Origin of the sequence: Campylobacter sp. BCW_6873, assembly GCF_001762365.1 — a bacterium.
In the GTDB taxonomy this organism is placed as follows: Bacteria; Campylobacterota; Campylobacteria; order Campylobacterales; family Campylobacteraceae; genus Campylobacter_D; species Campylobacter_D jejuni.
This window is the reverse complement of the sequence record NZ_MJWS01000065.1, coordinates 1-25,167: the sequence shown is the minus strand read 5'-3', so window position 1 is coordinate 25,167 and position 25,167 is coordinate 1. Positions and strand designations below refer to the sequence as shown.

General features: G+C 30.8%; 27 protein-coding genes and 1 pseudogene. 17 read left to right on the top strand and 11 right to left on the bottom strand.

Going from position 1 to position 25,167, the window contains the following annotated elements; translation table 11 throughout:
- Position 1 precedes the first annotated feature (1 nt).
- Genes upp through gltX form a run of 3 tightly spaced genes read right to left on the bottom strand, consistent with a single transcriptional unit; the run spans position 2 to position 3,253 of the window.
- The gene (upp, locus tag AJ932_RS03990) at positions 2–628 is read right to left on the bottom strand and encodes a uracil phosphoribosyltransferase (RefSeq protein WP_044780585.1); all 627 of its coding nucleotides are present in this window, start codon (positions 626–628) and stop codon (positions 2–4) included.
- A complete protein-coding gene (locus tag AJ932_RS03985) occupies positions 625–1,860 on the bottom strand; it encodes a malic enzyme-like NAD(P)-binding protein (RefSeq protein WP_044780586.1) in 1,236 nt (411 codons plus the stop codon). Before AJ932_RS03985 ends, upp begins: the two co-directional genes overlap by 4 nt.
- Position 1,861: 1 nt before the next feature.
- Positions 1,862–3,253, bottom strand: coding sequence for a glutamate--tRNA ligase (gene gltX, locus AJ932_RS03980; RefSeq protein ID WP_044780588.1), 1,392 nt, complete (start codon positions 3,251–3,253; stop codon positions 1,862–1,864).
- A 64-nt stretch (positions 3,254–3,317) separates the two neighbouring features.
- Between gltX and salC the strand changes: the two genes are divergently transcribed.
- On the top strand, positions 3,318–4,133 hold the full coding sequence (gene salC / locus AJ932_RS03975; RefSeq protein WP_002861980.1) for a peptidylprolyl isomerase SalC: 816 nt from the start codon (positions 3,318–3,320) through the stop codon (positions 4,131–4,133).
- A gap of 36 nt (positions 4,134–4,169) precedes the next feature.
- Here the strand turns inward: salC and AJ932_RS03970 are convergent, their stop codons facing one another.
- A complete protein-coding gene (locus tag AJ932_RS03970) occupies positions 4,170–5,501 on the bottom strand; it encodes an acetyl-CoA carboxylase biotin carboxylase subunit (protein WP_070278245.1) in 1,332 nt (443 codons plus the stop codon).
- Between the two features lies 1 nt (position 5,502).
- Complete coding sequence (gene accB / locus AJ932_RS03965; RefSeq protein ID WP_002861982.1) at positions 5,503–5,958, bottom strand: acetyl-CoA carboxylase biotin carboxyl carrier protein; 456 nt, start codon at positions 5,956–5,958, stop codon at positions 5,503–5,505.
- A 145-nt stretch (positions 5,959–6,103) separates the two neighbouring features.
- Between accB and dcd the strand changes: the two genes are divergently transcribed.
- The 4 genes from dcd to AJ932_RS03945 are packed head-to-tail and all read left to right on the top strand — an operon-like array spanning position 6,104 to position 10,159.
- Positions 6,104–6,664, top strand: coding sequence for a dCTP deaminase (gene dcd / locus AJ932_RS03960; RefSeq protein ID WP_002861983.1), 561 nt, complete (start codon positions 6,104–6,106; stop codon positions 6,662–6,664).
- Between the two features lie 49 nt (positions 6,665–6,713).
- On the top strand, positions 6,714–7,718 hold the full coding sequence (pseB, locus tag AJ932_RS03955) for a UDP-N-acetylglucosamine 4,6-dehydratase (inverting) (protein WP_070210002.1): 1,005 nt from the start codon (positions 6,714–6,716) through the stop codon (positions 7,716–7,718).
- A 1-nt stretch (position 7,719) separates the two neighbouring features.
- Positions 7,720–8,850, top strand: a complete 1,131-nt coding sequence (gene pseC / locus AJ932_RS03950; RefSeq protein ID WP_070278246.1) for a UDP-4-amino-4,6-dideoxy-N-acetyl-beta-L-altrosamine transaminase — start codon at positions 7,720–7,722, stop codon at positions 8,848–8,850.
- A complete protein-coding gene (locus AJ932_RS03945) occupies positions 8,843–10,159 on the top strand; it encodes a DUF4910 domain-containing protein (RefSeq protein ID WP_070278247.1) in 1,317 nt (438 codons plus the stop codon). The genes pseC and AJ932_RS03945 overlap by 8 nt, the downstream gene beginning before the upstream one ends.
- On the opposite strand, the gene AJ932_RS03940 is transcribed toward AJ932_RS03945, so the two are convergent.
- On the bottom strand, positions 10,142–10,885 hold the full coding sequence (locus tag AJ932_RS03940) for an AAC(3) family N-acetyltransferase (RefSeq protein ID WP_070278249.1): 744 nt from the start codon (positions 10,883–10,885) through the stop codon (positions 10,142–10,144). The two genes, AJ932_RS03945 and AJ932_RS03940, sit on opposite strands and share 18 nt — an antisense overlap.
- A gap of 90 nt (positions 10,886–10,975) precedes the next feature.
- Here AJ932_RS03940 and AJ932_RS03935 point away from each other — a divergent pair, with 90 nt between their 5' ends.
- Genes AJ932_RS03935 through AJ932_RS03915 form a run of 5 tightly spaced genes read left to right on the top strand, consistent with a single transcriptional unit; the run spans position 10,976 to position 14,936 of the window.
- Positions 10,976–11,200 carry an acyl carrier protein gene (locus AJ932_RS03935; RefSeq protein ID WP_070278251.1) on the top strand — a complete coding sequence of 75 codons (225 nt, stop codon included), beginning with the start codon at positions 10,976–10,978 and terminating at the stop codon, positions 11,198–11,200.
- Positions 11,194–12,102: a class I SAM-dependent methyltransferase gene (locus AJ932_RS03930; protein WP_070278253.1), complete on the top strand. Its 909-nt coding sequence runs from the start codon at positions 11,194–11,196 to the stop codon at positions 12,100–12,102. The genes AJ932_RS03935 and AJ932_RS03930 overlap by 7 nt, the downstream gene beginning before the upstream one ends.
- On the top strand, positions 12,102–13,664 hold the full coding sequence (locus AJ932_RS03925) for an HAD family hydrolase (RefSeq protein WP_070278255.1): 1,563 nt from the start codon (positions 12,102–12,104) through the stop codon (positions 13,662–13,664). Before AJ932_RS03930 ends, AJ932_RS03925 begins: the two co-directional genes overlap by 1 nt.
- Entirely contained in the window at positions 13,654–14,715 is a 1,062-nt protein-coding gene (locus AJ932_RS03920; RefSeq protein ID WP_044780602.1) for a beta-ketoacyl-ACP synthase III, read from the top strand. Before AJ932_RS03925 ends, AJ932_RS03920 begins: the two co-directional genes overlap by 11 nt.
- On the top strand, positions 14,715–14,936 hold the full coding sequence (locus AJ932_RS03915; protein WP_002815232.1) for an acyl carrier protein: 222 nt from the start codon (positions 14,715–14,717) through the stop codon (positions 14,934–14,936). Before AJ932_RS03920 ends, AJ932_RS03915 begins: the two co-directional genes overlap by 1 nt.
- Positions 14,937–14,949: 13 nt before the next feature.
- Here the strand turns inward: AJ932_RS03915 and AJ932_RS10335 are convergent.
- Positions 14,950–16,162: pseudogene (locus AJ932_RS10335) on the bottom strand (DUF2920 family protein).
- 60 nt (positions 16,163–16,222) lie between these two features.
- Between AJ932_RS10335 and AJ932_RS03905 the strand changes: the two are divergent.
- From AJ932_RS03905 to AJ932_RS03895, 3 genes are read left to right on the top strand one after another with little or no spacing between them, the layout of a single operon-like run.
- Positions 16,223–17,731 carry an AMP-binding protein gene (locus AJ932_RS03905; RefSeq protein ID WP_070278257.1) on the top strand — a complete coding sequence of 503 codons (1,509 nt, stop codon included), beginning with the start codon at positions 16,223–16,225 and terminating at the stop codon, positions 17,729–17,731.
- Positions 17,718–18,440 carry a formyltransferase family protein gene (locus AJ932_RS03900; protein WP_070278259.1) on the top strand — a complete coding sequence of 241 codons (723 nt, stop codon included), beginning with the start codon at positions 17,718–17,720 and terminating at the stop codon, positions 18,438–18,440. The genes AJ932_RS03905 and AJ932_RS03900 overlap by 14 nt, the downstream gene beginning before the upstream one ends.
- Positions 18,441–18,442: 2 nt before the next feature.
- Positions 18,443–18,667 (top strand): hypothetical protein, encoded by a 225-nt coding sequence (locus AJ932_RS03895; protein ID WP_002854125.1) that lies wholly within the window; start codon positions 18,443–18,445, stop codon positions 18,665–18,667.
- Here the strand turns inward: AJ932_RS03895 and AJ932_RS03890 are convergent.
- A complete protein-coding gene (locus tag AJ932_RS03890; RefSeq protein ID WP_070278260.1) occupies positions 18,660–19,874 on the bottom strand; it encodes a DUF2920 family protein in 1,215 nt (404 codons plus the stop codon). The two genes, AJ932_RS03895 and AJ932_RS03890, sit on opposite strands and share 8 nt — an antisense overlap.
- A gap of 92 nt (positions 19,875–19,966) precedes the next feature.
- Between AJ932_RS03890 and pseF the strand changes: the two genes are divergently transcribed.
- The 3 genes from pseF to pseH are packed head-to-tail and all read left to right on the top strand — an operon-like array spanning position 19,967 to position 21,943.
- Complete coding sequence (gene pseF / locus AJ932_RS03885) at positions 19,967–20,665, top strand: pseudaminic acid cytidylyltransferase (protein WP_070278262.1); 699 nt, start codon at positions 19,967–19,969, stop codon at positions 20,663–20,665.
- Positions 20,649–21,473: a UDP-2,4-diacetamido-2,4,6-trideoxy-beta-L-altropyranose hydrolase gene (pseG, locus tag AJ932_RS03880; protein ID WP_044780611.1), complete on the top strand. Its 825-nt coding sequence runs from the start codon at positions 20,649–20,651 to the stop codon at positions 21,471–21,473. Before pseF ends, pseG begins: the two co-directional genes overlap by 17 nt.
- Positions 21,470–21,943, top strand: a complete 474-nt coding sequence (gene pseH / locus AJ932_RS03875) for a UDP-4-amino-4,6-dideoxy-N-acetyl-beta-L-altrosamine N-acetyltransferase (RefSeq protein WP_044780614.1) — start codon at positions 21,470–21,472, stop codon at positions 21,941–21,943. Before pseG ends, pseH begins: the two co-directional genes overlap by 4 nt.
- Here pseH and AJ932_RS03870 read toward each other — a convergent pair.
- The 3 genes from AJ932_RS03870 to pseA are packed head-to-tail and all read right to left on the bottom strand — an operon-like array spanning position 21,908 to position 24,393.
- A complete protein-coding gene (locus AJ932_RS03870; RefSeq protein ID WP_070278264.1) occupies positions 21,908–22,654 on the bottom strand; it encodes a HisA/HisF-related TIM barrel protein in 747 nt (248 codons plus the stop codon). The two genes, pseH and AJ932_RS03870, sit on opposite strands and share 36 nt — an antisense overlap.
- Entirely contained in the window at positions 22,655–23,260 is a 606-nt protein-coding gene (gene hisH, locus AJ932_RS03865; protein WP_079396843.1) for an imidazole glycerol phosphate synthase subunit HisH, read from the bottom strand.
- Complete coding sequence (pseA, locus tag AJ932_RS03860) at positions 23,257–24,393, bottom strand: pseudaminic acid biosynthesis protein PseA (protein ID WP_044780619.1); 1,137 nt, start codon at positions 24,391–24,393, stop codon at positions 23,257–23,259. Before pseA ends, hisH begins: the two co-directional genes overlap by 4 nt.
- A gap of 112 nt (positions 24,394–24,505) precedes the next feature.
- Between pseA and AJ932_RS03855 the strand changes: the two genes are divergently transcribed.
- A partial coding sequence (locus AJ932_RS03855) for an acetyl-CoA carboxylase biotin carboxylase subunit family protein (RefSeq protein WP_044809742.1) occupies positions 24,506–25,167 on the top strand: 662 nt, incomplete at its 3' end.

Here is a 25,167-nt window from a genome sequence, read left to right as displayed (position 1 = left end):
TTTAAAGAGTGTTAAACACTCTATCTCCTGCATCTCCAAGTCCTGGTATAATATAACCTTTTTCATTTAAACCTTCATCAATACAAGCCACAAAAACTTCTACATCATCATGCATTTGGCTAAATTTTTGCAAACCTTGTGGAGTAGCAAGTATGGATATAAATTTTATTTTTTTAACTCCTTGGCTTTTTAAAAAATTACAAGCCTCTATAGCAGTTCCACCTGTAGCAAACATAGGATCTATGACAATAGCGGTGCGTTGTTTTGCATCTTTGGGAAGTTTTTGAAAATAAAAATCCGCCTTTAAAGTTTCTTCATTTCTTATAAATCCCAAAAATCCAACACTTGCATCAGGAATCATCTTAAAAACACTTTCAAGCATTCCTAATGCAGCTCTTAAAATAGGGCAAATCATAATTTTTTCATCAAGTTTTTTTACTGTAGTTTTTTGTATAGGTGTTGAAATTTCAATTTCTTTTAAAGAAAAATCTTTACTCGCTTCAAAAAGCAAAAAAGATGAAATTTCATCGATTAACATGCGAAATTGAAAGGGCTTTGTCTCTTTAGCCCTTAAAATTCCTAATTTATGTTCGATCAATGGATGATTGATACAATGAATATTTTTCATTTTAAGCTTTCAAAATAAGCTTTCTCGTTAAAATTTTTCACCTTAGCCACACCATCTTTTACCGCAGCTGCTGCTACAGCTGTACTTACTGCAGCTTTTACTCTTTCATCAAAAGGTTTTGGTATAACATATTCTCTTCCAAATTCTAAAGCGCTTAAATTATAAGCCTTTTTAACTGCATCACTTACAGGAAGTTTTGCAAGATCTGCTAATGCTTTAGCAGCAGCTACTTTCATATTTTCAGTGATTTTACTTGCACGCACATCTAAAGCCCCACGGAAAATAAAAGGAAAACCTAAAACATTATTGATTTGATTTGGATAATCACTTCTTCCTGTTCCTACAATCGCATCTTTTCTAAGTCTAGCCACATCTTCAGGCATCACTTCAGGGATAGGATTTGCCAAAGCAAAAATTACAGGATCTTTTGCCATACTTAAAACCATTTCATCATCAAGAATTTTTGGCGCACTAAGTCCTAGGAAAACATCAGCTCCTTTTAAAACTTCTTTTAAAGTCTTTTCCTTAGAATCAACAGCAAATTCAAGCTTTTGAGGAGTTAAGTCATTTCTATCCTTAGAAACAACACCTTTGCTATCTACTAAAATAATATTTTCGACCCCTAAATTTCTATACATCTTAGCACTTGCTATACCTGCGGCACCTGCGCCACTTACAACCACCTTAATGTCTTTAAATTTTTTACCGCTTATCTCCATAGCATTCATAAGTCCCGCAGTTGAAATAATAGCCGTTCCATGCTGATCATCATGCATTACAGGAATTCCTAAATCTTGCAAAGCCGCTTCAATTTCAAAACATTTTGGAGCAGCTATATCTTCTAAATTTATCCCACCCACAGTCGGAGCCAAAGCTTTGCAAAAATTTACAATCTCTTCCACACTATGAACATCAATTTCTATATCATAAGCATTAACATTTGCAAATTTTTTAAACAAACAAGCCTTACCTTCCATAACAGGTTTTGAAGCCTGTGCTCCTATGTTTCCAAGTCCTAAAACAGCAGAACCATCGCTAACTATAGCTACCAAATTAGCCTTATTTGTATAAGTATAAGCAAGCTCATTATCTTTAGCGATTTCAAGGCAAGGTTCTGCAACTCCTGGGCTATACGCCAAAGATAGATCATGACTTGTAGCCATTGGCTTACTTGGGACAATATCAATTTTCCCACCTAAATGGTATTTTAAAGCTTCTTCTTTTAAATTCATTTTATTTTCCTCTAACTTTTAAAAAATTTTCTATTCTTTTTTTACACTCATCAACCCCTAAAAATTCTAATACTTCAAAAATACTAGGACTTACCGCACTCCCTGTTAAAGCTATGCGTATAGGCTGAGCCAAATCTTTTAACTTTGCTTCTTTTTTTTCTAAAAAATCATTTGTAAAATCTTCAAAATCTTTACCTGTTTTTTGATCTTTAAGTGTATTAGCAAATGCTTGGAGCAATTCTAAATTATTTTCGTTAACAAATTTTTGCACTGCATTTTCATCATAATTTTGCGGCGTATTAACTATGCTTTTTGCACCATTGATAATATCATGCAAGGTTTTTGCACGCTCTCTTAATAAATCAAGTAAAAATCCTGCCTTTTCATAAACAGATAAATCAAAACCAAGATCTTTAAGCTGACGGTTAATCTCTTCAAAAGGTAAAGTTTTAATATAATGAGTATTAAGCCATTCAAGCTTTTTAGCATTATAACAAGATGCGCTTTTATTAATATGATAAGGATCAAAAAGTTTTTTCAAATCTTCTAGCGAAAATACCTCATCATCACCATGACTCCAACCTAAACGCACAAGAAAATTAAGCAAAGCTTGAGGTAAAATTCCCATTTCTTTGTATTCCATAACATCAGTTGCCCCATGTCTTTTTGAAAGCTTTTTACCATCTTCTCCATGTATCATAGCCACATGAAAAAATTTAGGAATTTTAAAACCCAATGCTTCATAAAGTACAATTTGTTTAGGAGTATTTGAAAGATGATCATCCCCACGAATCACATCACTTACTCCCATTAAAGCATCATCAATAACAACAGTAAAATTATAAGTTGGAGTTCCATCACTTCTTGCAATGATAAAATCATCCATTATATCCTCTGCTTTAAATTTTACCTCGCCTTTAATCCCATCTTCAAAAATAATCTCGCCGCTTTGAGGTGCTTTAATACGCACAACAGGTTCTATACCCTGAGGTGGCGTGCCTTTAAATTCTCTATATCTTCCATCATATCTTGGGCGCTCTTTGGCGGCTTCTTGCTTGGCGCGTAATTCTTCTAATTCTTCTTTACTCATATAACAATAATACGCCTTGTCTTCATCTAAAAGCTTTTTGACATATTCTTTATAAAGATCAAAACGCTCTGATTGATAAGTTACTTCTCCATCATGTTCTAAACCGCACCATTTAAAAGCTTCGATAATTGCTTTTGTAGCTTCTTTGGAATTTCTTTTTAAATCCGTATCTTCAATACGAAGTAAAAAATTTCCACCATTTTTTCTAGCGTATAAATAATTATAAAGAGCTGTTCTAAGTCCACCTATGTGCAAATACCCTGTTGGGCTTGGAGCAAAACGCGTTGTAAGTTTTTCGTGCATTTTTTGCCTTTTCTTAAATTTTTATTGATATAATGCGATATTTATACTTAAATAAAGGTTTGAAATGAAAAAAATTTTATTAAGTTTTGCATTTTTTGCAAGTTTAGCTAGTGCAAATACCATTAATGCTATAGCTGTAGTTGTAGACAAAGAGCCTATTACAACTTATGATATAGATCAAACTATGAAAGTACTTAAAATTGATAGAAATCAAGCTTTAGGCGTACTCATCAATGAAAAAATGGAAATTTCACAAATGAAACAACTGGGTATTGTAGTCAATGATCTAGAGCTTGATGATGCTATAAATAAAATGCTTGCTCAAAACAAAACTACTTTAAATGCTTTCAAAGCAAATTTAAAATCCAAAAATCAAAGCTATGAACAATTTCGTGCAAATTTAAAAAAAGATTTAGAAAAAAGAAAGCTTTATGAAAAAATCGCAAGTATGGCAAAAACTGATTTTAGTGATGATGGAGCAAAAAAATTTTTCGAACAAAATAAAGATAAATTCACTTTTTATACACAAATTAATGCAAATATTTATTTATCAAACAATCCTCAAACTTTAGAAAATATCAAAAATACAAAAAAAACAATCCTTAAACCACAAAATGCATCTTTAAACACAAGCAATGCCGATCCAAGACTTTTAGGGCTTTTATCGCAAATTCCTGTTGGAGGCTTTTCCCCTGTTTTAAATGGAAAAAATGGCTATGAACTTTATGAAGTTAAAAGCAAAGATGGAGCACAAACTCCTGAATACGAACAAGTTAAAAATGAAGTTTTAAACGCTTATGTAAGCGAACAAAGACAAAATTTCATACAGGATTATTTTGATAAACTCCGCTCTAAAATCAATATAGAATATTTAAGATAAAAATTACAATTAAAATTTCCCTTTAATAGGGAAATTTTAATGTCTTGCAAGATAATTTGTATCGTAATTATTATTAATAAAATCAGGATTTTCCATCATAGAAAGATGAAATTCTTTGGTTGTTTTTATCCCACTTATAAGTAACTCATCTAAAGCTACTTTCATTTTTGCAATAGCTTTATTGCGATCTTCTGCCCAAACTACAAGCTTACCTATCATAGAATCATAATAAGGAGGCACGCTATAGTCTTGATAACAATGACTTTCCATTCTGACATTGCGTCCTGCGGGTGGAATGTATTTAGCAATCTTGCCTGGACTTGGCAAGAAAGTTTTAGAATCTTCTGCCGTGATTCTACACTCTATAGAATGCCCATTTAATTTAATACTTTCTTGAGATGGTAAGGCATAACCTTCTGCTACCTTAATCATTTGTTCTATGATATCAATCCCACTTACCATTTCACTTACACAGTGTTCAACTTGCAAACGTGTATTCATTTCTATAAAATAAAAGTCTAAATTTTTATCAACTAAAAACTCAAAAGTTCCCGCACCTTCATATCCTATAGCTTTGGCTGCCTTAATAGCAGTTTCATGAAGCCTAGTGCGTGTTTTTTCATCAAGCAAAATCGCGGGAGATTCTTCGATAAGTTTTTGATGGCGTCTTTGCATAGAACAATCTCTTTCACCCACATGAATCACATTACCAAAACTATCTCCTATAACCTGCACTTCTATATGGCGTGGATTTTGAATGTATTTTTCCATATACATAGTTCCATCACCAAAAGCTGTCATAGCCTCGCTTTCAGCTGACCAATACGCTTTTTCAAGATCTTTTTCATTTTCCACCACACGCATGCCACGGCCGCCACCGCCAGCAGCTGCTTTTAAAATCACAGGATAGCCTATTTCTTTAGCAAGTTTTTTAGCTGCTTCAGCTCCTGCTAAAGCCCCATCGCTTCCTGGGATTACAGGCACGCCTGCTCTTTGCATTACTTGTTTAGCTTTTGATTTATCACTCATTAAATTCATAGCTTCTACAGAAGGACCTATAAATTTGATGTTATGTTTAGCACAAATTTCAACAAAATTTTGATTTTCACTTAAAAATCCATATCCTGGAAAAATCGCATCTGCTTCAGCAATTTCAGCTGCTGTGATAATAGCTGGGATATTTAAATAACTTTCAGAACTTCTTGCTTTTCCTATACAAATGCTTGCATCAGCGTATTTTAAATATAAAGCATCTTTATCTGCTTCAGAATACACACAAATTGCTTTTTTACCCATTTCTTTAATCGTTCTTAAAGCGCGTAATGCTATTTCTCCACGATTAGCAATTAATATGCTTTTAATTTCCATTTTATAATTTCTCCACCGCAAATAAAGGCATTCCAAATTCTACAGGCTGACCATCAGCAACTAAAATTTCAGCGATCCTGCAATCAAATTCCGCTTCAATTTCATTCATGATTTTCATCGCTTCGATAATAGCTATAGTATCGCCTTTTTTAACCGTGCTACCTACTTTTACAAAAGGTGCTGCACCTGGGCTTGGAGCTTGATAGAAAGTTCCCACCATAGGGCTGTTTATACTTGGCTTGTTTGATTTTGCATTTTGACTAGGTTGAGCTTCATTTACAACACTTACATTGATAGGTTGTGGAGCTGGAACTGGAGGACAAACAGGAGCTGGAACATCGCAACACATATCTCTTTCAAGTTCTATTTCAAAACCATCTTGTTCTTTGATCTTAATTTTACTAATATTTGCTTCAGCAAAAAGGTTTACTAACTCTTTAATTTCTTCTTTTGTCATAAAATTCTCCTAAAATTTAAGAACTTAATCTTGTATTATATAAAAAAACTTAAAATTTAACTTTAAAAAAGAAAAAAATCATAAAAAATATAGATTTTTTAGGTTATAATCCTTATAAAAAATTACAAATATTAAAAGGTTAAAAATGGGCTTAAAAGCAGATAACTGGATAAGAAAAATGGCATTAGAATACAAGATGATCGAGCCATTTTGCGAAGCAAATATAGGAAAAGGTGTAATAAGCTATGGACTTTCAAGTTATGGCTACGATATACGCGTAGGGCGTGAGTTTAAAATTTTTACCAATGTTAATTCAACCGTAGTAGATCCAAAAAATTTCGTAGAAGAAAATGTAGTAGATTTTGAAGGTGATGTATGTATAGTTCCTGCAAATTCTTTTGCCCTAGCTAGAACTATAGAGTATTTTAAAATGCCTGATGATGTTTTAGCTATTTGTCTTGGCAAAAGCACTTATGCAAGATGTGGTATCATCGTCAATGTTACTCCTTTTGAACCAGGTTTTGAAGGACATATCACTATAGAGATTTCAAACACTACGCCTTTACCTGCAAAAATTTATGCCAATGAAGGCATAGCACAAGTGTTGTTTTTACAAGGCGATGAAAAATGTGATACCACTTATAAAGACAAAAAAGGCAAGTATCAAGCCCAAACTGGCATAACCTTGCCAAGAATTTTAAAATAGGAACACTTGTTGCTTTAATTTTAAAAAAACTTAAGCAAAGGAAGGCAAAATGTTTAACAAAAAAAATATCTTAATCACAGGCGGAACAGGCTCTTTTGGAAAAACCTATACTAAGGTTTTGCTAGAAAATTATAAACCTAATAAGATTATCATTTATTCTCGTGATGAGCTTAAACAATTTGAAATGGCAAGCGTTTTTAATGCTCCTTGTATGCGTTATTTCATAGGAGATGTAAGAGATAAAGAGCGTTTAAGTGCTGCTATGCGTGATGTGGATTTTGTTATACATGCTGCTGCGATGAAGCATGTGCCTATTGCTGAATATAACCCTATGGAATGCATAAAAACAAACATACACGGTGCGCAAAATGTCATCGATGCTTGTTTTGAAAATGGGGTTAAAAAATGTATCGCTCTTAGTACAGATAAGGCTTGCAATCCTGTAAATTTATACGGCGCAACCAAACTTGCAAGCGACAAGCTTTTTGTCGCTGCAAACAACATAGCAGGCAATAAACAAACACGCTTTAGCGTTACAAGATATGGCAATGTTGTAGGTTCAAGAGGTTCAGTAGTGCCTTTCTTTAAAAAACTCATCAGCGAAGGAGCTAAAGAACTTCCTATCACCGATACAAGAATGACTCGTTTTTGGATCAGCCTTGAAGATGGAGTGAAATTTGTGCTGAGTAATTTTGAAAGAATGCACGGAGGAGAAATTTTCATCCCTAAAATTCCTTCTATGAAAATCACCGATCTAGCCCATGCTTTAGCTCCTCATTTAAGCCATAAAATCATAGGTATAAGAGCAGGAGAAAAACTACATGAAATCATGATTTCAAGCGATGATAGTCATTTAACCTACGAATTTGAAAACTACTATGCTATAAGCCCGAGTATTAAACTTGTGGATAAAGATAATGACTTTAGCATTAATGCCCTAGGCGAAAAAGGGCAAAAAGTAAAAGATGGTTTTTCTTATAGTTCGGATAATAATCCTTTATGGGCAAGCGAAAAAGAACTTTTAGAAATCATCAATCACACTGAAGGTTTTTAAAATGCTTACTTATTCTCATCAAAACATCGATCAAAGCGATATAGATACGCTTACAAAAGCTTTAAAAGATGAAATTTTAACAGGGGGTAAAAAGGTAGATGAATTTGAAGAAGCCCTTTGCGAATATGTGGGTGTAAAACACGCTTGTGTATTAAACTCAGCCACTTCAGCCCTTCATCTTGCCTATACAGCACTAGACGTCAAAGAAAAAATCGTTTTAACCACCCCTTTAACCTTCGCTGCTACAGCTAATGCAGCCCTAATGGCGGAAGCTAAGGTAGAGTTTATCGACATTAAAAACGATGGCAATATCGATGAAAAAAAATTAGAAGCAAGACTTTTAAAAGATAGCGAAAATATAGGAGCTATTAGCGTAGTGGATTTTGCGGGCAATAGCGTTGAAATGGATGAAATTTCAAACCTTGCTAAAAAATATAATATTCCTTTAATCGATGATGCAAGCCATGCTTTAGGTGCTTTGTATAAGAGCGAAAAAGTAGGGAAAAAAGCTGATCTTTCTATCTTTTCTTTTCACCCTGTTAAGCCTATTACCACTTTTGAAGGTGGGGCTGTGGTGAGTGATAATAAAGAGCTTATCGCTAAAATCAAGCTTTTAAGAAGCCATGGCATAATTAAAAAAAGGCTTTGGGATAGTGATATGGTAGAACTTGGCTATAATTACCGCTTAAGTGATGTTGCTTGTGCTTTAGGGATAAACCAGCTTAAAAAACTCGATCACAATCTTGAAAAAAGAGAAGAAATCGCAAAATTTTATGATAAAGAATTTGAAAAAAATCCTTATTTCTCCACGATAAAAATCAAAGATTATAAAAAAAGCTCGAGACATTTATATCCTATTTTGCTTTTTCCTGAATTTTATTGTCAAAAAGAAGAACTTTTTGAGAGCTTGCTTCATGCAGGAATTGGTGTACAGGTACATTATAAACCTACTTATGAGTTTAGTTTTTATAAAAAACTCTTAGGAGAAATCAGACTCCAAAATGCGGATAATTTTTACAAAGCCGAGCTTAGCATACCTTGTCATCAAGAAATGAATCTAAAAGATGCAAAATTTGTAAAAGATACTTTGTTTAGCATTCTTGAAAAAGTTAAAAAGGGATATTGTGGATAAGCTAGACTTTAGAAGTCAAGATTTTAGCCAAACTGGAAAGGCTATGTATGAACTAGCTTGTGAACTTTTTCCTATCCTTAGAAGCATCACAGGGCAAGGTTTTAGAGCTAGCTTAGAAATTTTAAATAAAACTCTGGGGGGGGGTATACTCAAATTTCACTCTATAAAAAGTGGTACAAAGGTTTTTGACTGGATAGTCCCTGATGAATGGAATGTTAAAGAAGCCTATATCATCACTCCAGAAGGAGAAAAAATTTGTGATTTTAAAAAGCATAATTTACACCTTCTAAACTATAGCGAAGCTATCGACAAAGAAATCGAACTAGAAGAACTTCAAGATCATCTTTACTCCATAGAAGAAATGCCTGATGCCATTCCTTATGTAACGAGTTATTATAAAAGGCGTTGGGGATTTTGCCTTGCACACAACGAAAGAAAAAAACTCAAAAAAGGCAAATACAAAGTTTATATCGATGCAAAACATGATGAAAATGGGGTTTTGGATTATGCTGATTTTATCCTACCTAGTACGCAAAATTCAAAAGATGAAATTTTAATTTCAACCTATCTTTGTCATCCTTCCATGGCAAATAATGAGCTTAGTGGTCCTGTGGTGGCTATTTTCCTAGCAAAATGGCTTTTGAGTTTAAAAGAAAGAAAGTATAATTACCGCTTTGTCATCATTCCTGAAACCATAGGCTCTATAGTCTATCTTAGCAAACATTTAGAGCATTTAAAAAAACATGTTAAAGCAGGCTTTGTGCTTTCTTGCTTAGGTGATGATCATGCTTACTCACTCATACACACACCCAAAAAAAACACTCTAAGTGATAAAGTTGCCTTGCATACGCTTAAAAATAAAAAAAATTTCAAAGCTTTTAGTTTTTTAGATCGTGGAAGCGATGAAAGACAATACAATGCTCCGCTTGTAAATCTTGGCATTGTAGGAGTATGTCGCACAAGATACCTAGAATACGAACAATACCACACTAGTAAAGATGATCTCAATTTTATCTCTGAAAAAGGTTTAATGGGTGGACTTCAAAGTATGCAAGAAATGATTTTAAATCTAGAAATCAACACTGTATATGAAAACACTATAGTATGTGAACCTAATCTTGGCAAAAGAGGACTATATCATACCCTTAGCACTGCCAATGACATTCCTTTAGCTTGTAATTTTCTAGCTTACTGCGATGGAGAGAATGATATCATCGATATAGCCAATATCTTAAATATGCAAGCTTATGAATTTAAAGAGCTTTTGGAAAAAATCTTAGAATATAAACTTTTAAGCATAATTCATTAAATTTTTAGCATAATTATCTTTAATATCCTTAACAATTATGTCATATGCCCTAGATAAATCAATTTTCTTAATGCAAAGATTTTCAAATTTTTTAAGTTCCATCACATTTTCTTTTATAAAAAGATCTTCCAAACCATTAACATCCGTTAAAACTCCATCTTTGCGAACAAACATATCATAAGTTTTTAATTGCGTAAATCCCTTTTCATCTGTATATAAAGCCTCAAAACTTTTGTTAAAGCGATAATCCACTTTTAAACATTCTTCCACATAATGCACAAAGGTAAAAGAATCTTGCAAAGGCAAATTTACAATAATCATTTTTGTATTATTTTTATACATAAAAGCAAAGGGAGAATTATTATCAAAAGCTCCTTTATTCTCAAGTGCAACAAGTTCTTTTTGAAATTTTCCAGTAACCGCAAAAGAATAAATAGGGTGTTTTGTTCTTCTAAAATCATCTCTTTTAAGAGCTATATTACCTAAAACTCCAGTTTGTGATTTAGAATTTAAAATATCATATGCCAAACCTTTACAAAAATCCCAATTAAAAGTATGAATAGCTAATGTATCTACATTATCTTTCATACAATCTAATAAAAAATTTAATTTTTTTCTATTATCTCCATCTATATTTTGCAAAAATTGCATTAAATTCCCTGTAAATAAAATAAAATCATCTTTATTTAACTCTAAGAAATTTATAAATCGTATTATCTTTTCCATGTTAAAACCTAAATAAAATATTTTATAATTAATGAAAAATTTTATGATACAATATATTAATTTTCAACATTCTTAAGAAAGTGCTATACAATGGAAAAACAATTTTATGAAATTTTAGAAAATATCCTTGAAATCAAAGTAGATGAAAATACAAATTTAAGTATGGAAAACTGCAAGAACTGGACTTCTTTAGCCCATATTGATATCATCATGAGTTTAGAAGAAGAATTTGAAATCAAATTTAACAAAGAAGATTTAAGCCTATTAAAATCTCAAAATGAACTTTTAAAGACTATTAAGGAGAAATTATGTTAAAAAATACTAAAAAACTATTTAAACTCATAGAAGAAAAAAATGCCTTGCATAAAAAATGTTTAGATGGATTGCAACTTTCAGATGAAGAATATAATGATTTAGAAAAACTTATCATCTATTATAAAGATACATTAAACATCAATCTAGAAGAACAGGCTAAAAGTTATATAGTTGTACTCAATGATACCCTAGAAGAAACTAAATATTTTATAGAATTTGGAAAATATAGATATAGCACTTTAGCAGAAGTAGAAAATATGGTATATTTCAATAAAAATTATATGAAGCAATACATGGTGGGACTTGCTATATCTTCTTTTATTTGGAATGCTCATATTGAAGTTAGAAGATATTTTGCTAAATATATAGATAAAAAACAAGATCGAAAAAGCACTTATCTTGAAATCGGTCCTGGTCATGGAGAATTTTTTGTTAAAGCACTAAGAAGTCAAAAATTTATAGAATATTATGGTATAGACATTTCTCCTATAAGTTGTCAAATGAGCAAAGATATGGTAGAAAATCAATTTGGAGCAATTAATCAAAATAATTTTAAATGTGATTTTATATGTAAAGATTTCACTAAATGCAATTTCAGCAATAAAGCAGATTTAGTTGTAATGGGAGAAGTCTTGGAGCACGTGGAACAACCTTTACAGTTTATGAGAGATGTGAAAACTTTACTTAATGATGGTGGAGAAATTTTTGCAACCATCCCTATCAACGCTCCTGCTATTGATCATATTTATTTATTTTCCAATCCTGATGAAGTTAAAGATTTGCTTAAAAATGTAGGTTTAAAAATCAAAGAATGCGAATATTTTATGGCAAATAATTATTCTTTAGAAAAAGCATTAAAAACAAAAAATGCCATTGTTATGGCAGTGGTCTTGGAAAAATAATGAATCTTTTTTCACCTCATTTAAAACGCAATGAACTTATAAAATTTGCCAAAGAATTAGACTTTAGTAAAAGTCAAGATCTTCTTATCAATATCCATAGAAATCATGCTTTTGAAGGAGTGCAAAGCATCATTGCTCCTTTTTTACATTTTGCCAATTTAAAAGCTGATTTTAATTTCAGCTCTTATGATGATAGCTTGAGTTTTGATAACTTTAAAGAAGCTAGTTTAGAACTTTTATGGCTAGATTTGACCCACTATAAAAATAATGTGCAAAATTTTCTAGAAGAAAGGCTTTTAGCATTAAGAAAAATTTCACAAAGCCCTATTTTAGTCCTTAGTTTAGGAGAATTTAAAACAGATAAAAAAATTTTAAATTGCGAAATTTTTAATGTGGAAAAACTCATAAAAGAGTATTTTGATGAAGAAGATATTTTAGACTTAGCTAAAGAAGAACTTACAGGCTCTAAACTTAATAATAAAGCCTTGATTTTTTTAGCACAAATTTTAGGACTTAGCCTCATCCCTGCACTCATAAAACCTGCTCTTAAAGCTCTTGTACTTGATCTTGATAATACCTTGTATCAAGGAATTTTAGGTGAAGAGGGTATAGATAATCTTAATTTAAGTCCTTTGCACAAAACCTTACAAGAAAAAATTAAAACTTTTAAAAAACAAGGCTTTTTGCTCGCCCTAGCTTCAAAAAATGAAGAAAAAGACGCAAAAAAACTTTTTGAAACAAGGAAAGATTTCATCTTACAATGGGATGATTTTGATGCTAGAATGATCAATTGGGAGCCAAAGAGTGAAAATATCTTAAAAATTGCTAAAAAATTTAATATAAATACTAATGCTATGCTTTTTATAGATGATAATATCGCCGAGCTTGAAAATACCAAATTTACAGGTGTTAAAACACTTTTATGCGATGAAAATATACTTTATAAAATCAAGCTTTTTCCTAATCTTTTAAAACTTTCAAATACCAAAGAAGATCAAATTCGTGCCAAAGATATAGCAGCCAATGCTTTAAGAGACGAGCTTAAAAGTTTAAGCGATGAAGAATATTTTCAAAATCTTGAAATCAGCTTAGATTTTAGCAAAAATGATCTGCAAAATATCCCTCGCATTAGCGAACTTTTAGGCAAAACTAATCAATTTATCGCTAATTACACACGCTTAAATCAAGAAAAAGTCGCACAACACATGCAAAAAGAGCTCATTGTAAGTGTGAGCATGAGTGATAAATTAAGCGATAGTGGGATTATCGCTATTTTTGTTTTTTCTTGCAAAGAAGGAAAATTATTTATCAATGATCTTTGCATTTCTTGCAGAGCTTTAGGTAGAAAACTTGAAACTCGAATGTTTTTTAAAGCCTTTGAACTAGCTTTAAATTTCTTTGATCTTAAAAACAATAATGCAAGGCTTTATTATCAAAAAGGCGAAAGAAATATGCCATTTTTAAGCTTTTTAGAACAAATTTCTAAAGAAATTGAAAAAAACTCAGCCCTTGTTTCATTTCAAAATTTAAATTTTAAAGGACTTATAATCCATGAAAACTAGATTTGATAAAGCCAAAATTTCAGGCATTTGCGTAAGCATACCTGAACATAAAATTTGCATTGATGATGAGTTAGAAAGCGTTTTTTCAAACGATATCAAAACCCTTAAAAGAATGAAAAAAGTCATAGGTTTAAACACGCGTTATATTTGCGATGAAAACACTTGTGTAAGCGATCTTGGAAAACACGCAGCCAATACACTTTTACAAGGTTTAAATATAGATAAAAATAGCCTTGATGCACTCATCGTAGTAACTCAAAGTCCTGATTTTTTCATGCCTTCTACGGCTTGTTATTTGCATCAGCTTTTAAATTTAAGCTCTAAAACCATAGCTTTTGATTTAGGACAAGCTTGTGCAGGGTATTTATACGGCTTATTTGTCGCTCATTCTTTAATACAAAGTGGCTTAGGTAAAATTTTACTCATTTGTGGGGATACTTTAAGCAAATTCATCCATCCTAAAAATATGAATTTAGCCCCTATTTTTGGCGATGGAGTAAGCGCAACTTTGATTGAAAAAACGGATTTTAATGAAGCCTTTTTTGAACTTGGAAGTGATGGAAGACATTTTGATAAACTCATCATTCCAAAAGGTGCGATGAGAATACCTAAAGCAGATATTTTTAACAATGATTCGCTCATGCAAACTGAGGAGTTTAGACAATTAGAAAATCTTTACATGGACGGAGTAAATATTTTTAATATGGCTTTAGAATGCGAACCTAAAAGCTTTAAAGAAATTTTAGAATTTTCCAAGGTAGAAGAAAAAGACATTGCTTTTCATCTTTTTCATCAATCTAATGCGTATTTGGTTGATTGTATTAAAGAAGAATTAAAACTTAATGATGATAAAGTTCCTAATTTCATCATGGAAAAATACGCTAATCTAAGCGCTTGTTCACTACCTGCCCTACTTTGCGAGTTAGATACTCCAAAAGAATTTAAAGCGAGCTTAAGTGCTTTTGGCGCAGGGCTTAGTTGGGGAAGTGCGGTGCTAAATTTCAAGGATTTATACACAAAAGATATTTTAATTTACACAAAGGAGAAATAATGACAAAAACTGAATTTTTAGAAGAGCTTAAAGAAGCTATGCATAGAGATGAAGACTTAAATGAAGATATGCTACTTGATGATATAGATGAGTGGGATAGTTTGGCTTTTGTATCTGTGATGGTGCTTTATAAAAATCTTTTTACTTTAAAAATCACAGCCGAGGACTTGAAAAATTGCCAAAAAGTGAGTGATTTAATCGATTTAGCAAAGCTTGATTAAAACCTTTAAGGTTTTAATCTTTTATCTCTAATTCAAATTTATCTCCCACATCTTTAAATATAAACACTTTATTCCCACAAGGATAAGAGATGGAATTTTCTTGCATGAAAGATTTTCTTCCTTGTAATTTTTCAAGCATTAAAGGAAGTTCTTTTCTAAATAAGGCTTTATCAGGTATACCACAACCATGGTCTAAATTTTTAATAAATTTTCCATCAATTTTATTTTCATCTATCAAATTTAAGCTTACATCATATCCTAAAATTTTTAATATTTGCATGGTTTGTTCTTTAAAATTTGCTGGAGTTAAAGGATCTTCTTTACTATGATAACTCACATAAATAATATTTTTATTTTTTTGACTTTGTAAAATCAAATGATCTTTATTTAACAATGTTCTAATAAAATAATTTTCATTATTAAAAAAATAAGGTGAATTTTCTTTACGTGTCCAATGGGTTTTTAGAAAACATTCTATTAGAGTATTTGGATCATCAAATACATAATCACAACCACTATCCATTTCTCTTCCTAAAATATAAATCAAAGGTGGCAAAGCCGAACCTGAATTATCAATCACGCCATCCACATACCAAGGAGCTATTTTTGCTATGAGTAAAGATAAGTATCCTCCATAAGACCCCCCCCCCATAAATTTTTGGTAAATCTGCAAATTTTGGAAAGCGTTTAGCTAAATCTTTTAAGGCATTAATATGATCAATAGCTGCCATAATGCCAAAATTTTGATAATCTCCATTAGGTGGGATAAAAGTTGAAGTAAATTTCGCTTGATAATTTTGTACTAGTTTTCCTTGTAATTTTAAAGTAGTAATATTCTGATTAAGTAATTCATAACATTGTTGTGCATTCTCAAGATTGACATTGATATTAACACCTATTTCCAATAAAGCCTGAGATAAATTTGACAAATCTTCTATTGTAAATATTGTAAAAGCACTATATTTCTCAACATCTGAACGCCTTTGGCAAAAACAATGATAAAAAACATTTATTGTCACTACATCAAAATTTTTAGCAATATAATTTCTATAAGAATCTAAAAAATATATATTTGCATTAGCTCCATAACCTCCTATGATAAAAACTATAGCTTTGATATCTTTTTCATCATCATAACTGATGCGATATTCAAGCTTACTGGTTCTTTTAATGCCTAATTCTACATCATCACAAGAATCGATTTCAAAGGTTTGGTTTATAAGCATATAAAGGCCTTTTTTATTAATTTATCGATATTATATTACAAAAAACTAAAAAGGCAAATCATGACAACCCATATCTACGATTTTTTAGAAAAAAGTTTAATCAAATTTAGCGAAAAAACCGCTTTTATAGAACCTTTTGCTAAAGAAAGAAAAGAAATCACTTATAAAAACTTTGATCTTTTTTCTAAAAAACTAGCCAGTGAAATTTTAAGAAACCTAGGAAATGATAATCCTATACAAGCTCCTATTTTAATCATCTTACCTAAAGGGATTGATTGTTTGATTTCATTTTTTGGAGTGGCATTAAGTGGGAATTTTTATACCCTTTTAGATGAAAAAAGTCCTAAAGAAAGAGTAGAAAAAGTTATAGAGGTTTTAAAACCTAAGCTTTTTATTACTTCAAAGGATTTAAATTTTAACTTAAATTTACCTACGCTTTATACACAAGACTTTGAAAGTTTTGATATAGATGAGAATTTAATAAAAAATGCAAAAGAAAAACATATAGATACTAATTTACTCTATGTTCTTTTTACAAGTGGAAGCACAGGCATTCCTAAAGGAGTAAGCATAGCACATAAGAGTGTGATTGATTATACTTTTTGGGTATGTGAGACTTTTAAATTTGATGAGAATGAAATTTTAGCCAATCAAGCACCATTTTATTTTGACAATAGTGTTTTAGATATTTTTTCAAGTGTAAAATCAGGAGCGACTTTACACCTTTTACCTAATCATCTTTTTGCCTTTCCAAATAAAATTTTAGAATGCCTTGAAAAAGAAAAAGTAAGCACTATATTTTGGGTACCTTCGGTGCTGATTTATTTTGCAAATACTGAAGCCCTAGATAACTTTAATTTATCAAATTTACATAAAATTCTCTTTTGTGGTGAAATCATGCCTAATAAGCAGCTAAATATTTGGCGCAAACACTTACCTAATGCTTTATTTGCCAACCTTTATGGCCCAACAGAAATCACCGATGTATGTTCTTTTTATATCATCAACCGCCCTTTTAAAGATGATGAACTCTTACCTATAGGTAAAGCTTGTAAAAATACAGAACTTCTAGTCTTTGATGAAGATATGAATTTCATAAGTCCTAAACAAATAGGTGTTAAAGGGGAACTTTTCGTGCGTGGAACTTCTTTGTCTTTAGGGTATTATAATGACAAAGAAAAAAGCAAACAAGCTTTTATACAAAATCCTTTGCATCATAATTATTTAGATTTACTCTATAAAACAAGAGATATCGTTTCTTATAATGAATTTGGCGAACTTTTATGCTATGGAAGAGCGGATAATCAAATCAAATATATGGGACATAGAATAGAACTTGGAGAAATAGAAAGCGTGATAAATTCTCATTCAGATATAAAAAACAGTGCTTGTATTTTTAAAGAAGATATTATTTGTTTTTATGAGAGTAAAGAGGAAATTGATTTTAGAATGTTTTTAAAAGATAAATTACCTCTTTATATGATACCTAAACATTTTAAAAAAATAGATAGTTTTAAACTCAATCAAAATGGTAAGATTGATAGGAAAGTTTTAAATGAAAAAATTTAAAAATATTTACATTATAGGCACAGGAAAAGTCGCTAAAGAATGCCAAAAAATAGCTAGTGGTTTTTTTAAGCAAGAAGTAATTTCTATAAAGAATATAGAAAATTTGGATGATTTCTTTAAAAATCTTAAAAATTGCTTTATTATTAGTGCTAATAATTTTTATATTTTCAAAAAAGAATGTATTCAAAATAACACTATTATTAACTACCATAATGCTTTATTGCCTTTTCACAGAGGATGTAATGCTCATATTTGGAGTATATGGGAAAATGATAAAAAAGCAGGTATTACTTGGCATATGGTTGAAGAAAATATAGATACAGGTGAGATTTTAATCCAAAAAGAAATAAAACTTGATGATAATTTTACCGCTCTAAGTCTTTTAAACACTCAGCACAATCTTGCTATAGCTTCATTTAAAGAAGCTATAGAAAATTTAGAAAATAAAGCACTTAAAGCTCAAATTTCAAAAAAAGGGTATCATAAAAAATTGGCTTTACCAAATGAGGGTTATTTAGATCTTACTTGGGATAAAGAAAAGATTTCTCGTTTTTTAAGGGCTATGGACTGTGGCGCTTTAAGCGAAGCGCCCAAGGCTAGATTAAAAATCCTAGGAGAAGAAAAGGAAATTTTGTTTTATGAGATTAATGAACTTGATTTAATTTTAAATTTAAGCGATAATACCCTTTTTAAAATCACAAAGGAATAAAAATGCAAGAAATCAAACAATTTTTTATCAATATAGAAAGAACAGATATCAATGAGAGTATGGAAAATCTAGTAAGTGAAGATTTTATCGATAGTATTGATATCATGGCTTTGGTTGCTGAAATAGAAAAATTTTACAAAAAACCCTTAAAAGCAGAATTTATCACACCTGAAAATTTTGAAAGCTTTCAAGCCATTAAAAACATGATAGAACAAGCTTTTATTTGATACATAAAACAAATTTATCTCCCTTATCTTTAAAGGTAAAAATTTTATCGCCGCAAGGATAAGAGATGGAATTTTCCTGCATAAAAGATTTTCTTTTTTGCAATTTTTCAAGTATTAAAGGAAGTTCTTTTCTAAGCAGAGCCTTATCAGTCATTCTAAGTCCATGTTTTAAATCTTTTATAAATCTACCATCTATTTCACTTTCATCTTTTATTAAATGCAAAGTAACATCATAGCCTAATTCTTTGTATGCTAAAAAAAGAGTTTGTTTATCTTTGGCTGTATTAAACTCATCTTTTAAACTATGATAAGATGTAAAAATGATATTTTTGTTAATATTAGCCTGTATGGTTAAATGAGAAGAATTTAACAAAGAACGAATCATATAATTTTCATTAGCAAAAAAATAAGGTGAATTTTCATCTTCTCTAATCCAATAAGCTTTAACAAATATTTCTATTAGCGCATTAGGATCATTGTAAATAAATTCGGGTTTATTTAATTCTCTTCCTATTATGCAATTTAGAAGAGGCAAAGCTGAACCTGAATTATCAATCACACCATCCACATACCAAGGAGCTATTTTTGCTATGAGTAAAGATAGGTATCCTCCGTATGACCCCCCCCCATAAATTTTTGGTAAATTTGCAAATTTTGGAAAGCGTTTTACTAAATCTTTTAAAGCATTGATATGATCAATAGCTGCCATAATGCCATAGTTTTGATAGTCTCCATTAGGCGGAACAAAATCGCAAAAAAGTTCTATCTTTTGACTTTCATCAACCAAACCTGCTTGTTTAATCTCTCCAGCTCTTTGCTCTATAAAAGGAATAATTTGTTCAAAATTATCTTTATTAACCGATAAATGTCCCAAATTAATATTTTTTAAAATACCATTGATACGCTCTAAATCATCTTGATTAGGAATAAGCTTTGGATTATACTTTTGATCAATACTTTTTCTTGTACAAAAACAATGATAAAAAACATGAACCACTACAACATCAAAATTTTTAGCAATATATTCTCTATCAAAGTCTAAAAAAGAAATATTTGCATTGGCTCCAAAGCCACCTATTACAAAAACTATAGCTTTAATATCTTTTTCATCATCATAACTTATGCGGTATTCAAGCTTGCTAGTTCTTTTAATACCTAGTTCTACATCATCACAAGAATCGATTTCAAAGGTTTGGTTTATGAGCATTATTCCACCCTATTTGCATTATTTTATTGTATTTTAAAGACAATTATACTTAAATTTTAGTAAAATAAAACACAAAAAAACAAGGCTTAACTATGAAAAATCTTTGTATCATACCTGCTCGTGGTGGATCAAAAAGAATTCCTAGAAAAAATATCATTGATTTTCTAGGTAAACCTTTAATCACTTATAGCATAGAAAATGCTTTAAATTCAGGCATTTTTAATGAAGTGGTGCTTTCAAGTGATGATGAAGAAATCATAGAAGTAGCCTTAAAATACGGTGCAAAAGCTCCTTTTATACGTGATAAAAAATTAAGCGATGATTATACTTCAAGCACTGCTGTAGTGCAAAATGCCATAGAAATTTTACAAAGCCAAAATAAAATTTATGATCATGTCTGCTGCCTTTATGCTACTGCTCCTTTGTTAAACAAAGACATTTTAAAACAAGCCTATGAAAAATTTATCCAAAATCACAGCAAGTTTTTATTTGCTGCTACTGAGTTTGAGTATCCTATACAAAGGGCTTTTTATCTAAATGAGAACAATCAAGTTTATATGTTTGATGAAAAACACTATAAAAGCCGCTCACAAGACTTAATAAAAGCTTATCATGATGCAGGGGCTTTTTATTTTGGTATAAGTAAAGCTTGGCTTGAAGAAGATTTTATGTTTAAACCTCATTCTAGTGCGTTTGTATTACCAAGAAATTTAGTTTGCGATATAGACACCATGCAAGATTTAGAATTTGCAAAAATACTTTATAAGGTAAATCATGAAAGTTCTTATTAGAAGTGATAGCTCCATTCATATAGGCTTTGGACACATTAAACGCGATCTAGTCTTAGCTAAACAATATGATGATGTAAGTTTTGCTTGTTTGCCTTTAGAAGGCTCTTTGATCGATGAAATTCCTTATCCTGTTTATGAGCTTAGTAGCGAAAGTATCTACGAGCTTATCAATCTCATCAAAGAAGAAAAATTTGAACTTCTTATCATTGATCACTATGGCATCAGCTTAGATGATGAAAAACTGATCAAGCTTGAAACAGGGGTAAAAATTCTAAGCTTTGATGATGAAGTAAAGCCTCATCATTGTGACATTTTACTCAATGTCAATGCTTACTCAAAAGCAAGTGATTATGAAGGTTTAGTGCCTTTTAAATGCGAAGTAAGATGTGGTTTTTCTTATGCTTTAATCAGAGAAGAATTTTATCAAGAAACCAAAGAAAATAGAGAAAAAAAATATGATTTTTTCATTTGCATGGGTGGAACTGATATAAAAAATCTTTCTTTGCAAATCGCTAGCGAATTACCTAAAACAAAAATCATAGGCATTGCAACCAGCTCTTCTAATCCCAATCTTAAAAAATTACAAAAATTTGCAAAATTACATGACAATATTAGATTATTTATCGATCATGAAAATATTGCAAAATTGATGAATGAAAGCAATAAACTCATCATCAGTGCAAGTTCTTTAGTCAATGAAGCCTTGCTTTTAAAGGCAAATTTTAAAGCTATTTGCTATATAAAAAATCAAGAACCTACAGCATCTTGGCTTGCTAAAAAAGGCTATGAAGTGGAGTATAGGTATTGATAAAACTTAAAAATTTCACAGAACTTAATTCTCAAGAAATAGATCTGATTTTTAAATGGCGTAATGATATTTATATTAGTCAATTTATGAAAACAAAACAAATTGATTTTGAAGAACATTTAAGATTTATAAGAAACTTACATCAAGATTCTAATAAAAAATATTTTTTAGTTTTTCAAGATGAGCAGATTATTGGTGTGATTGATTTTGTCAATATCACAACTAAATCTTGCGAATTTGGACTTTATGCAAAACCTGATTTAAAAGGCGTAGGACAAATTTTAATGAATGAAATTATAAAATACGCTTTTGAAATTTTAAAAGTAGATACTCTTAAAGCTTATGTTTTTAAAAATAATCACAAAGCTTTAAAATTATATCAACAAAATCATTTTACTATTTATGATGAAGATAAAGATTTTTACTATGTTTGCCTAAAGCAATCTCACTGCAAAACCTTGCTTAGCTAATTCTTCTTTTACATCTTTAGGGGTATACTTAGAAAAATGAAAAATATAAGCCCCCGCTAAAGCATCTGCACCCAAATTTAAAGCCTTAACTCCATCACTTGGATTGCTAAGTCCTCCATTGATAATAAGAGGAATTTTAAGTTTATTTTGAAAGATATTTAAAAGTTCTAAATCATAACCCTTTGCTTTTCCCTCAAAATCCACAGAAGTTAAAAGAAGCTCTCCAGCTCCTTTTTTTTCATATTCTAAAGCAAGTTCTAAAGGACTTTTTTCGAGTAATTTTCCCCTATCATAAACACAAAATTGCTCTCCTTTTCTTTTAACATCTATAGAACAAACTATACATTGAGAACCAAAACGATTTGCCGCTTTACTTATAAAATCCATATCTTCTAAGGCTTTAGAATTTATAGAAATTTTATCCGCACCTAAATTTAAAATCTTTTGTATATCTTCAAGAGTTTTTATACCACCACCTATGGTTAAGGGCATAAAGCATTCTTTAGCAAGATCTTCTATACTATCAAAGTCTATCTCACCACTTTTTGAAGCATCTATATCTAAGATAATAAGCTCATCAACATTACGTGCATTATAAATTCTCATCGTTGAAGTTAAATGCCCGATGGTACGAAAATCTTTAAATTCTATACTTTTAACAAGTTGAGAATTTTTTAATAACACACAAGGGATAATTCTAGTTTTTAACATTTAAAGCCTTATAAAATTTTCCAAAAGTTTTAAGCCTAAATTTTGACTTTTTTCAGGATGAAACTGCGTCGCAAAAATATGATCTTTTTGCAAAGATGCGGCAAATTTATGCCCGTATTGTGCTTTAGCACTCACAAACTCATCTTTACATTTCACATAAAAAGAATGCACAAAATAAAAATCACTCTTATCTTCTATACCTTGATATAAAGGCTCTTGTTTTAAAATTTCAAGTTCATTCCAACCCATGTGTGGGATTTTTAAATTTAAATCCTCTTCAAATTTGACTACTTCGCCTTCTATAAAACCAAGTCCTTCACAAACCCCACCTTCATAACCCCTTTCTAAAAAAAGTTGCATTCCTAAACAAATGCCTAAAATAGGTTTTTCTTGTACTAAAACTTGCTCTTTTAAAGCTTCTATAAAACCAAGCTCTTTTAAATTTTTCATCGCTTCTTTAAAAGATCCCACTCCAGGTAAAAGCAATTTATCGGCTTTTTGCAAATCTTTTGGATTTTTAGCTATGAAATTTGTAACTCCTATTTTTTCAAAAGCCTTAGCAACGGAGTTTAAATTTCCTGCCTTGTAATCAATGAGTGCTATCATTTTAAAACACACTCGTCTTTTCTTACCAAAGAGCCATCATAATCTCTTATAAATTTGCCATTTTCATCACGTTTAAAGATTTTTTTATTGGTAAAAGAATCTACTATTTTTTGAAATTCTTCCTCGCTAAAACCACTGAATTCAAGGTATTTTTTAATAGCTTTTTTAGGGGGTTTACCATCGTATTTTTGCACCAAACGCACCCCTTCTTCACGGCTGATATAACCTAAACGAATATCCAAACAAGCATTATCTGTTGCTCTACCAAAGCCATATTTGCAGTATTTTAAATAATCATGCACATGATTAGAATAACAATCTAAATTTTCAAAATTTTCATAAGTAGTTTCGACAGGGCGATCTGTTGTTGAAAAACCATGTTCTTTAGATACTTTAAGATTTACCTTATAATCCCATTTAAAATAATACCCTAAAAATAGCCCAGTAACCCCTACTCTTTGAAGTTCTTCATCACTTGGATAAGTATAAAAATACACATCTTTTTGAGTGATACCCTCAACACCTATCATATCACTAATACGATTTCCTAAAAGTCCACCAAATTCTTCAAGCCACTCTCTGCCTAAAATATTTTTATTTTTACTACTCGCAGGACCACCATACTCTATCTGCGGACTTTCCCCCCAGATGATCAAAGGCACTCCAAAATTTACCGCTATGCGTGGAACAGAAGTAAAAATTCCCAAATGGTTTTGCCATTCATTATCCCCTGTTCTTATAAAAGCTTCACGAGCAAGTTTTTGATAAACTTTTGGATCACGCTTGATATGGATCAAATCCACGCCAAGATGATTTAAATTGTCTAAATTTTTGCGCCCTATTTTCGTAGGCACACTAGGCTCAAAACACACACACAAAGGATTAAGTCCAAGTTCAAGCATTTTAACCACTTGAAAAGTAGAATCTTTTCCACCACTTACTCCGATAACACAATCATAAGCGGGATGTTTTTTATACTTTTTTACAAGCTCAAAAAATTCTTTTTCCCTTTCTTGCCAATTGATTTTTTTATTTTTAGATTCTTGAGAACGACAAGCATCGCAAACCCCTTCTTCGTCAAAATGCAAATCAGGCTTGGTATCTGGCATTACACATTTTTTACAGAATTTCATTTTTCCCTCAAATATTAAAATATACCAAGTAATATTATCTATACTTTGTATAATTATATTATAAATATTTTGTTATAATAAAAATAAAATAACAAAAATATAGAAAGTTTTCATGAAAAACAAACATTTTTTTATTATTGGCGGTGGTGATTTACAAGCAGATTTAGTGTTACATGCAAAAAAAGATTTTATCACTCATGTTTTTGACTACAATGAAAATTGTTTTTGCAAAGATTTAGCAGATTATTTTCATCCTATTTCTATTGCTGATAAAGAAAAAATTCTGGAATTAGCTATCAAATTTAATATAGTAGGTATTGCTACTGCTGCTACAGAACTTGGAAATTTAACAGTATGCTACATTGGAGAAAAGCTTAATCTTGGAACTAATTCTTATGAATGTGCTAAAAATACTACAGATAAAAGCTTAATGAAAAAAGTATTTGAAAGAAACAATATCAATCATGCTAAATACTTTATACTCAAAGATGAAAAAGATTTAGAACAAATTGCTAATTTCCCTGTTGTTGTAAAACCAAGCGATAGAAGTGCTGGAAGAGGAGTTGTAAAAGTATTTGATAAAGAAAATTTAAAAAAATATTTTTACAAAGCTAAAGATTTCTCTTATAATAAAATCGTTTTAGCCGAAGAAGTTTTAAAAGGTAGACAATTTAGTGTAGAAACTATAAGCTCTCATGGTAAACATCAAATTATAGCTATCACAGAAGAATATTTACGAGAAGGCGAATTTGCAAATGATTTTTTAGAAACACA